Genomic DNA, 11,534 nt, shown 5'->3' with positions numbered 1-11,534 from the left:
CACGGCGCGTGCGTGCGTCAGACGGCCTCCGGCTCCAGTTCATGGGCGTACGGCGGTTCCGCGCCCGCGCGTGAGCAGGTGACCGCCGCCGCGCGCGCCGCGAAGCCGAGCAGGCCCGCCCAGCCCTCGCCGCCCAGCGCGGCCACCCCCGCGTCACTGAGCGCGTCCCGCACCGCGAGGCCGTGCAGCAGCGCCGCGTTCACCGTGTCACCGGCGCCGATCGTGTCCACCACCTCGACCCGCTCACCCGGCACGGCGTACTCGCCGCCGTCGCGGGTGAACACGGTCAGCCCGTCCCCGCCCCGGGTGACCACGACCGCCGCCGGACCGGCCGCCAGCCACTCCTTCGGGGACCCGCCGAGCCACTCGGCGTCCTCCGCGGACAGCTTCAGCAGCGACACCGACGGCAGCCAGCTTCGGAACCGGGCCCGGTAGGCGTCGGCGTCGGGGATGAGACCCGCCCGGATGTTGGGGTCCAGCGCCGTGAAGACGCCTCGCGCGCAGGCGGTGCGCATCAGCTCCTCGTACGCGCTCGCGCCCGGTTCCAGCACGAGGGAGCAGGTCCCGAAGGACACCGCGCGGGTGCCGGCCGGCAAGGCGTCGGGGGCCGTGAACAGGCGGTCCGCGGTCCCCTCCACATAGAAGGAGTACGCCGCCGAGCCGTCCGTGCCGACCGTGGCGACGGCCAGCGTCGTCGGCTCGTCGCCGCGCTGCACCGACGACACGTCCACCCCGGTCTCCCGCAGCCGGTCCAGCAGCGCCGTACCGAAGGCGTCCCGCGACACCCGGGAGCAGAACGCGGTGGGGGAGCCGAGGCGGCCCAGCGCCACCGCCGTGTTGAACGGGCCGCCGCCGAGCGCCGGCGTCAGCGCCGCGAGCGCGCCCGCGCCGCGCGGTACCAGGTCGATCAGTGCCTCACCGGCCACGACGATCACGAAGGGTTCCCTTCTCCGAAGGTCTCAGAAGGTCTCCGAAGGGCCGGGCTTCACGACCCGCCGACTCCGCACAGCCGTGCACCACGCGCCGCCTCTCGGGTGGGGACCGTATCCCATCCGCCGGACGTGCGTAAACGCTCGCGAACGCCTGCCCGGCCCCCCACGACGGCCCCCGCCCGCAGCCGGAACGATCACTCCCGGTATCGTCCCCGATGTCCACCCGCGCACCGCCGTCCCACCCGTGGAGCCCTCATGCCCACCCGCCGCCCCGCCGCGACCCGCCGTACCGTCCTGCGGGGCGCGGCCCTGACCCCCGTGGCCGGACTGGGCCTCACCGCGTGCGGAGGCACCGAGAAGGGCGCCGCCCCGCTGACCGGCCCCGTCGAGCTGGGTCCCGAGAGCGAGGTCGCCGAGGACGGCGCGAAGCTGTACCGGGACCACAACGTCGTGGTCAGCCGGAGCGGGGACGGCACCCTCAAGGCGTACGACACCGTCTGCACCCACGCGGGATGCCCCATCAACAAGCTCGAGGGCACGAAGCTGATCTGCCCCTGCCACGGCAGCGAGTTCGACGCCACCACCGGCAAGGTGCTGCGCGAGCCGGCCGTGGCCCCCCTGAAGACGCTGGCCGTCGAGGTGAAGAACGGCACGCTGGTCGTCAGGCCGCAGACCTGACCGGGGTCACTCCCAGTCCCAGGCGATCCCCACGTAACCCGACCGCACGCGCGGTTCCACCAGGTGCACCGAGCGGTGCCGCCCGCTGAGCACCAGTTCCTGATGGCCGCCGCGCGGTGCCGCCGCCGAGTGCTGGGTGAACCGGTGGCAGCGCACCGGGAGCGTCCCGGAGCCGAAGCACACCTGGAGCGCGTACTGGCCGCCGGGGGACTCCGCCCCGCGCACGTACTCGCGCGAGACGCCCGCCGTGCCGTCCTCGACGGCGTAGCGGAAGAGGAAGGTGTCACCGGCCCGCAGCCGGGTGTCGAAGAGCAGCTCGGCCGCGAGCACCCCGGTCTCGTGGTGCCGGAGCACGCGACCGGTGCGGCAGTTCTCCAGCGCCCGCACGGTCATCCGCTCCGGCACGGCACCGGGGTCGCCGTGGTGGACGGCCACATAGCGGTCGACGCCGTCCCGGTGGGCGCGCACGATGTGGTGCGACTCGCGCTCCGCCAGTTCGCGGCGCGCCCCGATCCGTATCCGCTCGTGGTGCCCCAGGGTGTGCAGCCCGCCGTCGCGCGGGGTGCCGAACTCGGCCAGCAGCCGTTCGCGTACGCCCGAGGCCTCGACCAGGGAGCGGTAGGACCGTCCGGGGGAGTGGCGGTCCGCCGTGTGCTCGTCCGGCTCGGCGAGCAGCCGGATCAGCGACTCCTCCGGCAGTTGCAGGATCTCCTCCAGCGCCCGTACGGCGCGCAGCGACTCGGGGCGCTGCGGGCGGCGGGCGCCCTGCTGCCAGTAGCTCAGACTGGTGACGCCGACCTTCACGCCGTGGCGCGACAGATGGTGCTGCACCCGCTGCAACGGCAGCCCCCGCGCGGCGATCGCCGCGCGCAGGGCGACGTGGAAGGGGCCGCCTTGCAGGGCCGAGTCCAGTTCCGCGGTGACGAGGTCCGCGTGCGGTGTGGCGTGCGGCATGCAGGGGCCTTTCTGTGAAGTCCGCGACGGCTGGTCGGGCCGCCGCGCGGGCACCCCGGAGCCGCCCCCCGCCGGCGCGGCGGAGTCTTCACATCCGTACGCCGTCGTTCAGGGCCCGGAGTTCCCCCGCATTGAAGCGTGTTGACCAAGTCCCGACAACACCTGACGTCCAACAGCGGCCCACGACGGCGGCACGCGCCCTCCCTACGACGCGCCGGCCCCGTCCCCGCCCGCCGGCCGCGCCCGCAGGCGCTTCGCGCGCACGATGTCGGGATCGCGTGGGTCGAGGGAGTCGGCGATGCCGGACGTCTCGTCCGCGTACCGGCGGGTCCGGGCCGGCCGTCGTGGTTTCTCGATCCGCGCCTGTCGCATCCGACCAGCCCTCCGACTCGTGACCGCCCTCGTGGCCGTCCGCCGATCACCCGAGGGACGGAACCCCCACCTTCCCGCTTCCCGCACGCCGTAACCCATCCGGACCCGGCCGGGCCCCGCCGTCCACGGGCCCGCCGCGGTGTCGGTCCCCGCCAGTAGGGTGTGAGACATGGCCGACCCCTCCAGCTACCGCCCCAAACCGGGCGAGATCCCCGACTCGCCGGGGGTCTACCGGTTCCGCGACGAGCACCGCCGGGTGATCTACGTCGGAAAGGCGAAGAGCCTGCGCCAGCGCCTGGCGAACTACTTCCAGGACCTGGCCGGGCTGCACCCGCGCACCCGCTCCATGGTCACCACGGCCGCGTCCGTGGAGTGGACGGTGGTGTCCACGGAGGTCGAGGCGCTCCAGCTGGAGTACTCCTGGATCAAGGAGTACGACCCCCGGTTCAACGTCAAGTACCGCGACGACAAGAGCTACCCGTACCTCGCGGTGACGATGAACGAGGAGTTCCCGCGCGTCCAGGTGATGCGCGGTCACAAGAAGAAGGGCGTGCGGTACTTCGGTCCGTACACGCACGCGTGGGCGATCCGCGACACCGTGGACCTGCTGCTGCGCGTCTTCCCGGTACGCACCTGCTCGGCCGGGGTCTTCAAGAACGCCGCCCGCACCGGCCGCCCCTGTCTGCTCGGCTACATCGACAAGTGCTCGGCGCCGTGCGTGGACCGCATCTCCGCCGAGGACCACCGCGCGCTGGCCGAGGAGTTCTCCGACTTCATGGCCGGCCGCACGGGCGCCTACCTGCGCCGTCTGGAGCGGCGGATGGCGGAGGCGGCCGAGGAGATGGAGTACGAGCGGGCCGCGCGTCTGCGCGACGACATCGGGGCGCTGAAGAAGGCCATGGAGAAGAGCGCGGTCGTGCTCGCCGACGCGACCGACGCCGACCTGATCGCGGTCGCCGAGGACGAGCTGGAGGCGGCCGTCCAGATCTTCCACGTGCGCGGCGGACGCGTGCGCGGCCAGCGCGGCTGGGTCACCGACAAGGTCGAGGAGATCACCACCGGCGCCCTGGTCGAGCACGCCCTGCAGCAGCTCTACGGCGAGGAGACCGGCGACGCGGTCCCCCGGGAGGTCCTGGTCCCCGCCCTGCCCGACCCGGTGGAGCCGGTCCAGCAGTGGCTGACCGAGCGGCGCGGCTCGGGCGTCTCCCTGCGCATCCCGCAGCGCGGCGACAAGAGGGCCCTGATGGAGACCGTGGAGCGCAACGCCCAGCAGGCGCTCGTGCTGCACAAGACCAAGCGCGCCTCCGACCTCACCACGCGCTCGCGCGCGCTGGAGGAGATCACCGACGCCCTGGAGCTGGACAGCGCCCCGCTCAGGATCGAGTGCTACGACATCTCGCACCTCCAGGGCGACGACGTGGTGGCCTCCATGGTCGTCTTCGAGGACGGACTGGCCCGCAAGAGCGAATACCGACGCTTCCAGATCAAAGGCTTCGCGGGGCAGGACGACGTCCGTTCCATGCACGAGGTGATCACCCGCAGGTTCCGGCGCTACCTCGCGGAGAAGGAGCGGACGGGGGAGTGGACCGACGGCGAGGACCCCGGCGCCGAAGGACCCCCCGGAGGCCTCGCCGAACCGCCCGAGAACACCCTCACGGAGGACGACGGCCGCCCCAGACGCTTCGCCTATCCGCCGCAGCTCGTCGTCGTCGACGGCGGCGCGCCGCAGGTCGCGGCGGCCCAGCGGGCGCTGGACGAGCTGGGCATCGACGACATCGCCGTGTGCGGCCTCGCCAAGCGGCTGGAGGAGGTCTGGCTGCCGGGCGAGACCGACCCCGTGGTGCTGCCGCGCACCAGTGAGGGCCTCTACCTGCTCCAGCGGGTCCGCGACGAGGCCCACCGGTTCGCGATCACCTACCAGCGCGCCAAGCGCGCCAAGCGCTTCCGCGCCGGCCCGCTGGACGACGTGCCCGGCCTCGGCGAGACCCGCAAGCAGGCGCTGATCAAGCACTTCGGTTCGGTGAAGAGGCTGCGATCGGCGACAATCGACCAGATCTGCGAGGTTCCGGGCATAGGTCGCAAGACGGCCGAGACGATCGTCGCGGCCCTCGACCGGGCGGCACCCGCCGCCCCCGCCGTGAACACGGCGACGGGCGAGATCCTGGACGACACGGACGAGATCATGGATGACACGGAAGAACCCGGGCAGGCGACGGGTTCTCCCGGGGAGCCCGTCACCACGGGCGCCCCGGACGAACGACGGGGGCAGGAGCGATGACCGAGCACGAGACGGGACACGAGCCGGAGCGGGACCGGGCACAGCAGGAGGCGGGCGGGGACGGCACCGGCCGGACCGCCGCCCGCCAGGACGACGGAGCACAGGTGAGTACGGGCAAGGAAAAGGCCGGGGTGCCCGAGGCGGCCATCCCCGAGCTGGTGATCATCTCCGGCATGTCCGGGGCCGGCCGTTCGACGGCCGCGAAGTGTCTGGAGGACCTCGGCTGGTTCGTCGTGGACAACCTGCCGCCCGCGCTGATCACCACCATGGTGGAGCTCGGCGCGCGCTCCCAGGGCAACGTGGCGCGGATCGCGGTCGTCGTCGACGTCCGTGGCCGGCGCTTCTTCGACAACCTCCGCGAGTCCCTCGCCGACCTCGACACGCGGGGCGTCACCCGGCGGACCGTCTTCCTGGAGTCCTCCGACGACGCCCTGGTGCGCCGCTTCGAGTCGGTGCGCCGCCCGCACCCCCTCCAGGGCGACGGCCGCATCGTCGACGGCATCGACGCCGAGCGGGAACTGCTGCGCGAGCTGCGCGGTGACGCCGACCTGGTGATCGACACCTCCAGCCTCAACGTGCACGAGCTGCGCGCCAAGATGGACGCCCAGTTCGCCGGCGAGGAGGAGCCCGAGCTGCGGGCCACCGTCATGTCCTTCGGCTTCAAGTACGGCCTCCCGGTCGACGCCGACCTGGTCGTGGACATGCGGTTCCTGCCCAATCCGCACTGGGTCCCCGAGCTGCGCCCCTACACCGGACTCAACGAGGAGGTGGCGTCGTACGTCTTCAACCAGCCCGGCGCCAAGGAGTTCCTCGACCGGTACGCGGAGATGCTGCGGCTGGTCGCCGCGGGCTACCGCCGTGAGGGCAAGCGCTACGTGACCATCGCCGTCGGCTGCACCGGCGGCAAGCACCGGTCGGTCGCCATGTCGGAGAAGCTCGCCGCCCGGCTCGTCGCCGAGGGCGTGGAGACGGTGGTGGTCCACCGGGACATGGGACGGGAATGACACCACGTACTCCGCGGCTGAGCCGGCTGCGCAGAGCGGTCCCCGAGGGGCGCGCGAGCCGGCCGGCCGAGACCCGTGGCGCGAGACCGCGCCGCCGGGGCGCCCAGCCCAAGGTCGTCGCCCTCGGCGGCGGCATGGGCCTGTCCGCCTCGCTCGCCGCGCTGCGCCGGATCACCGGCGACCTCACCGCCGTCGTCACCGTGGCCGACGACGGCGGCTCCAGCGGGCGCCTGCGCGACGAACTGGGCGTGCTGCCGCCCGGCGACCTGCGCAAGGCCCTGGCCGCGCTGTGCGGCGACGACGACTGGGGCCAGACCTGGGCCCGCGTCATCCAGCACCGCTTCCAGTCCCAGGGCGACCTGCACGAGCACGCGGTCGGCAATCTGCTGATCGTCGCCCTGTGGGAACAGCTCGGCGACCACGTCCAGGCCCTCGACCTGGTGGGCCGGCTGCTCGGCGCGCACGGCCGCGTGCTGCCCATGTCCGCCGTGCCGCTGGAGCTCCAGGCCCTGGTCAAGGGCCACGACCCCGAGCGGCCCGACGAGACCGGCACCGTCCGCGGCCAGGCCACCGTCGCCCTCACCCCGGGCGAGGTGCAGTCCGTGCACCTCGTGCCGAACGACCCGCCCGCCGTCCCCGAGGCGGTCGCCGCGGTCCTCGACGCCGACTGGGTGGTGCTCGGCCCCGGCTCCTGGTTCTCCTCGGTCATCCCGCACCTGCTCGTGCCGGAACTGCTGGACGCCCTCATCGAGACCAAGGCACGCCGGGTACTCTCCCTTAACCTCGCCCCGCAGCCAGGAGAAACCGAGGGCTTCTCCCCGCAGCGTCATTTGGAGGTTTTGGGACGACACGCCCCTAAACTCGCCCTGGACGTGGTGCTGGCCGACGAGGCCGCCGTGCCCGACCGCGACTCCCTGACCGATGCCGCCGAGCGGTTCGGCGCCGCGGTCGAGCTGGCCCCGGTGGCCAGGCCCGACGGAAGCCCCCGGCACGACCCGGAGCTGTTGGCCGCCGCGTACGACCGTATTTTTCGGATGCATGGAAGGATCGGCCCATGGCGATGACGGCAGCGGTGAAGGACGAGATCTCCCGGCTCCCCGTCACCCGTACCTGCTGCAGAAAGGCGGAGGTCTCCGCCATCCTGCGGTTCGCCGGCGGCCTCCACCTGGTGAGCGGGCGCATCGTGATCGAGGCGGAGCTGGACACCGCGATGGCGGCCCGCCGCCTCAAGCGGGACATCCTGGAGATCTTCGGCCACAGCTCCGAACTGATCGTGATGGCCCCGGGCGGACTGCGCCGCGGCTCGCGCTACGTCGTCCGGGTGGTCGCGGGCGGCGACCAGCTCGCCCGGCAGACCGGCCTGGTGGACGGCCGCGGCCGGCCGATCCGCGGCCTGCCCCCGCAGGTGGTCTCCGGGGCCACCTGCGACGCCGAGGCGGCCTGGCGCGGCGCCTTCCTGGCCCACGGCTCCCTCACCGAACCCGGCCGCTCCTCCTCCCTGGAGGTGACCTGCCCCGGCCCCGAGGCCGCGCTCGCCCTGGTCGGCGCCGCCCGCAGGCTGTCGATCGCCGCCAAGGCGCGCGAGGTGCGGGGCGTGGACCGGGTCGTGGTCCGCGACGGCGACGCGATCGGCGCGCTGCTCACCCGGCTCGGCGCGCACGAGTCGGTGCTGGCCTGGGAGGAGCGCCGGATGCGCCGCGAGGTGCGCGCCACGGCGAACCGGCTGGCCAACTTCGACGACGCCAACCTCCGCCGCTCCGCCCGCGCGGCCGTCGCCGCCGGCGCCCGCGTCCAGCGCGCCCTGGAGATCCTCGCCGACGACGTCCCCGAGCACCTCGCCGCGGCCGGCCGGCTGCGCATGGAGCACAAGCAGGCCTCCCTGGAGGAGCTGGGCGCGCTCGCCGACCCGCCGCTCACCAAGGACGCCGTGGCCGGCCGTATCCGCCGGCTGCTGGCGATGGCCGACAAGCGCGCCTCCGACCTGGGCATCCCGGGCACGGAGGCCAACCTCGGCGAGGAGCTGGACGACAAGCTCATGGTCTGACGGACGGTCAGTGGACCGGCGCCGACGCCCACTCGGGTGACCGGCGCCGGTTTTCGCGTGTCGTGGCGGCACCCTTGACTCGATCATGTTGTGTCATGAGCCTGGCATCTGTTCGCTGCTGTGGCGGACCACTCTCTGGGGGGCTCATGAGACACAGAGCGAGATCGATCCTCGCTGTCGGCACGCTCCTGATCGGCGGAGCGAGCTTCGCACCCATCGCCCAGGCACAACCCGGAAATCCCGCGGCCTCCGACACCGAGGAGGTCAAGGTCTTCCGCGCCGACGTCACCAAGCAGCAGGTGTCCCTGCTGCTCGCGGCGGGGCAGGACGGCCACGAACTCGGTGAGCGGGTGCCCGACAAGGGCACGGCCACCGTGGAGGTCTACCTCACCGAGGGGCAGGCCGAAAAGCTGGAGGAACAGGGCGTCGACCTCACCGAGCACGCGCTCTCCGCCCGCGCGGAGACCCGTGTCGAGGACGCCGCCGAGGGCGTGTTCCGCCCGTACAGCGGAGCGGGCGGTCTGCGGGAGGAGATCCTGCGCACCGCGCGGGAGAACCCCGACCTCACCAAGGTCGTCTCCATCGGCAGGACGGTCAGGGGCCAGGACATCCTCGCCCTGAAGCTCACCAAGAAGGCCAAGAAGACCAAGGACGGCTCCAAGCCCTCGGTCCTCTACATGTCCAACCAGCACGCGCGCGAGTGGATCACGCCGGAGATGACCCGGCGGCTGATGCACCACTACCTGGACTCGTACCGCACGGACAAGCGGATCAAGAAGATCGTGGACACCACGGAACTGTGGTTCGTCCTCTCCGCCAACCCCGACGGCTACGACTACACCTTCGCCGACGACGACAACCGCCTCTGGCGCAAGAACCTGCGGGACGTCAACGGCGACGGCGTCATCAGCACCGGCGACGGCGTCGACCTCAACCGGAACTTCCCCTACAAGTGGGGCTACGACGACGAGGGTTCGTCCCCCAACCCCACCAGCCAGACCTACCGCGGCGCGAGCCCGGGCTCCGAGCCCGAGACCAAGGCCATCGACGCCTTCGAGAAGCGCATCGGCTTCACCTACGGCATCAACTACCACTCCGCGGCCGAACTCCTCCTCTACGGGGTCGGCTGGCAGGTGGCCACGCCGACCCCCGACGACGTCCTCTACGAGGCCCTGGCCGGCACGCCCGACAACTCCGCGATCCCCGGCTACCACCCGCAGCTCTCCTCCGAGCTGTACACCACCAACGGTGAGGCCGACGGCCACGCGGCCAACGTCAACGGCATGGCGATGTTCACCCCCGAGATGTCGACCTGCCAGACCGTCTCCGAAGCCGACCCCGACGACGAGTGGAACGCGAGCGACTGCCGGTCGGGCTTCAACTTCCCCGACGACGAGAAGCTGATCCAGCAGGAGTTCGCGAAGAACATCCCGTTCGCGCTCTCCGTCGCCGAGTCCGCCGCCCACCCCGACCGGCCGTCCTCCTCGGTCGGCCTGGAGGCCGCGGACTTCACCCCGGCGGCCTTCGGCACGTCGTACGCGCGCGGCGCCGACCAGGAGGTCTCCGTCGTCGTCCGCAAGGCCGTACGCGACAAGGAGCTCAAGTACCGCGTCAACGGCGGCCGTACGCACGACGCGGACCTCAGACGGTGGAAGGGCGGCGAGCGGTACGGCGGTGAGGACAACCTCTACTTCGACGAGTACCGGGCCAGGGTGAGGCACGCGGACCCGGGTGACAAGGTCGAGGTGTGGTTCACCGGTGAGGCCCGCAGGGGCCGGGACGTCTCCAGCGAGCACTTCACCTACACCGTCGCCGAACGGCCCCGCGCGGACGTCCTCGTCGTCTCCGAGGAGGGCGCGAAGGCCACCCAGACCCAGAAGTACGTCGACGCGCTGAAGGCCAACGGCCACCGCGCGGCGGTCTGGGACGTCGCCGAGCAGGGCACCCCGGACGCGCTCGGCGTGCTGAGCCACTTCCACACGGTCGTCCACCACACCGGCGCCGCCACCCCGGGCATCGCCACCCAGCTCCAGCTGCGGGCCTTCCTCAACGAGGGCGGCCGGCTGATCGAGGCGGGCGAGCAGGCCGGCGGCAGCGTCGACCTCGGCGGCGGCACGCTGTCCGACGACTTCAGCCAGTACTACCTGGGCGCCTACTCCCGCACCTCCACCCCGGGGGCCGCGGCGTTCACCGGCTCCGGCGGCCTGGGCGGCTTCACCGGCCCGCTCGGCGACGCGCCCGGCAACCCGCTGGACAAGGCCGGCACCTACGGCGTCACCTCCGACGAACTGCCCGTCGGCACATACCCGCAGTTCGCCAGCGCCGGCGCCGGACAGTTCCCCGGCACGGTCAACCCGTACGGGCCCTACGCCGGCTCCTCCATGGCCGCCGCCGTGCACACCGACGACGGCTACAAGCGCCTCACCCGCACCATCGACCTCACCGGCACCGCCGCGGCCGACCGGCCCACCCTGCGCACCCAGCTCCTGTGGGACACCGAGCCGGGCTACGACAACGTCATCGTCGAGGCGCACACCACCGGCGCCGACGACTGGACGACCCTGCCCGAGGCCGGCGGCGCGACCCGCACCACCGTGCCGGCCGAGTGCGCGGCCGGGTTCTACATGGGCGAGCACCCCTGGCTGGAGCACTACCTGACGCTGGGCGACGGCAGCTGCGCCGCGACCGGCACCACCGGCTCCTGGAACAGCCTCACCGGCTCCTCCAGCGGCTGGCAGCAGGTGGAGTTCGACCTGAGCGCCTACGCCGGGAAGACGGTCGAGGTCTCCCTCGCCTACGTCACCGACCCGGGCAGCGGCGGCCACGGCGTCCTCGCCGACGAGGCCTCGCTCGTGGTCGGCGGCGCCGCGGCCGACACCGAGGGCTTCGAGAGCTCGCTCGGCGCCTGGACGGTCTCCGGGCCGCCCGCGGGCAGCCCGGCCGTCCTGAAGGACTGGACGCGCACCGGAGCGCTGTTCCAGACCTACGGAGCGGTCACCACCGGCGACACCGTGCTGCTGGGCTTCGGCCTGGAGCACCTCACCTCCGCGGCCGACCGGACCGCGCTGCTGAGGAAGGCGCTGGCCGCCCTGGACGGGTGACACCTCGCGTCAACGCACGTTGACGATCCGTAACGAGATCGAGTGACGACGGAGCATCGGACGGGGCGGTCCGCACCCTACTGACGGGTACGGGCCGCCCTGCCGGGTATGGGGCAACTCGATGTCACGGCCGGGGCCCCGGAGAGGTAGGGTCGGCAGTGGTCGGGGACA

The 11,534-nt window shown here is 72.7% G+C and carries 9 protein-coding genes; 6 read left to right on the top strand and 3 right to left on the bottom strand.

All coding sequences use genetic code 11. From position 1 onward, the window contains the following. Positions 1-17 precede the first annotated feature (17 nt). The gene (locus AMK33_RS35390; protein WP_073937125.1) at positions 18-935 is read right to left on the bottom strand and encodes a carbohydrate kinase family protein; all 918 of its coding nucleotides are present in this window, start codon (positions 933-935) and stop codon (positions 18-20) included. Positions 936-1,187: 252 nt separating this feature from the next. Here AMK33_RS35390 and AMK33_RS35385 point away from each other — a divergent pair, with 252 nt between their 5' ends. Continuing rightward, entirely contained in the window at positions 1,188-1,610 is a 423-nt protein-coding gene (locus AMK33_RS35385) for a Rieske (2Fe-2S) protein (RefSeq protein ID WP_073937124.1), read from the top strand. A 6-nt stretch (positions 1,611-1,616) separates the two neighbouring features. On the opposite strand, the gene AMK33_RS35380 is transcribed toward AMK33_RS35385, so the two are convergent. Further along, the gene (locus AMK33_RS35380) at positions 1,617-2,564 is read right to left on the bottom strand and encodes a hypothetical protein (RefSeq protein ID WP_073937123.1); all 948 of its coding nucleotides are present in this window, start codon (positions 2,562-2,564) and stop codon (positions 1,617-1,619) included. A 204-nt stretch (positions 2,565-2,768) separates the two neighbouring features. Then, on the bottom strand, positions 2,769-2,936 hold the full coding sequence (locus AMK33_RS43130; RefSeq protein ID WP_167748615.1) for a hypothetical protein: 168 nt from the start codon (positions 2,934-2,936) through the stop codon (positions 2,769-2,771). Between the two features lie 169 nt (positions 2,937-3,105). Between AMK33_RS43130 and uvrC the strand changes: the two genes are divergently transcribed. The 5 genes from uvrC (at position 3,106) to AMK33_RS35355 (ending at position 11,363) form a co-directional block, all read left to right on the top strand. Beyond that, complete coding sequence (gene uvrC / locus AMK33_RS35375) at positions 3,106-5,214, top strand: excinuclease ABC subunit UvrC (RefSeq protein ID WP_073937122.1); 2,109 nt, start codon at positions 3,106-3,108, stop codon at positions 5,212-5,214. Next, positions 5,211-6,218, top strand: a complete 1,008-nt coding sequence (gene rapZ, locus AMK33_RS35370) for an RNase adapter RapZ (RefSeq protein ID WP_073937121.1) — start codon at positions 5,211-5,213, stop codon at positions 6,216-6,218. Before uvrC ends, rapZ begins: the two co-directional genes overlap by 4 nt. Next, positions 6,215-7,282, top strand: a complete 1,068-nt coding sequence (locus AMK33_RS35365; protein WP_073937120.1) for a gluconeogenesis factor YvcK family protein — start codon at positions 6,215-6,217, stop codon at positions 7,280-7,282. The genes rapZ and AMK33_RS35365 overlap by 4 nt, the downstream gene beginning before the upstream one ends. After that, positions 7,273-8,262 (top strand): DNA-binding protein WhiA, encoded by a 990-nt coding sequence (gene whiA / locus AMK33_RS35360; RefSeq protein ID WP_073937119.1) that lies wholly within the window; start codon positions 7,273-7,275, stop codon positions 8,260-8,262. Before AMK33_RS35365 ends, whiA begins: the two co-directional genes overlap by 10 nt. 146 nt (positions 8,263-8,408) lie before the next feature. Beyond that, on the top strand, positions 8,409-11,363 hold the full coding sequence (locus AMK33_RS35355; protein WP_073937118.1) for a M14 family metallopeptidase: 2,955 nt from the start codon (positions 8,409-8,411) through the stop codon (positions 11,361-11,363). The last annotated feature ends 171 nt before the right edge of the window (positions 11,364-11,534 follow it).

It is taken from the genome of Streptomyces sp. CB02400 (genome assembly GCF_001905725.1).
In the GTDB taxonomy this organism is placed as follows: domain Bacteria; phylum Actinomycetota; class Actinomycetes; order Streptomycetales; family Streptomycetaceae; genus Streptomyces; species Streptomyces atrovirens.
Note: the sequence above shows the minus strand (reverse complement) of the source record. Positions and strands in the feature narration are given on the sequence as shown.

What these genes read in the sequence shown, in the direction of transcription:
- AMK33_RS35380 (WP_073937123.1), bottom strand. Translation starts at nt 2,564, where the DNA reads ATGCCGCACGCCACACCGCACGCGGACCTCGTCACCGCGGAACTGGAC.
- uvrC (WP_073937122.1), top strand. Translation starts at nt 3,106, where the DNA reads ATGGCCGACCCCTCCAGCTACCGCCCCAAACCGGGCGAGATCCCCGAC.
- AMK33_RS35355 (WP_073937118.1), top strand. Translation starts at nt 8,409, where the DNA reads ATGAGACACAGAGCGAGATCGATCCTCGCTGTCGGCACGCTCCTGATC.
- AMK33_RS35365 (WP_073937120.1), top strand. Translation starts at nt 6,215, where the DNA reads ATGACACCACGTACTCCGCGGCTGAGCCGGCTGCGCAGAGCGGTCCCC.
- AMK33_RS43130 (WP_167748615.1), bottom strand. Translation starts at nt 2,936, where the DNA reads ATGCGACAGGCGCGGATCGAGAAACCACGACGGCCGGCCCGGACCCGC.
- rapZ (WP_073937121.1), top strand. Translation starts at nt 5,211, where the DNA reads ATGACCGAGCACGAGACGGGACACGAGCCGGAGCGGGACCGGGCACAG.
- AMK33_RS35385 (WP_073937124.1), top strand. Translation starts at nt 1,188, where the DNA reads ATGCCCACCCGCCGCCCCGCCGCGACCCGCCGTACCGTCCTGCGGGGC.
- whiA (WP_073937119.1), top strand. Translation starts at nt 7,273, where the DNA reads ATGGCGATGACGGCAGCGGTGAAGGACGAGATCTCCCGGCTCCCCGTC.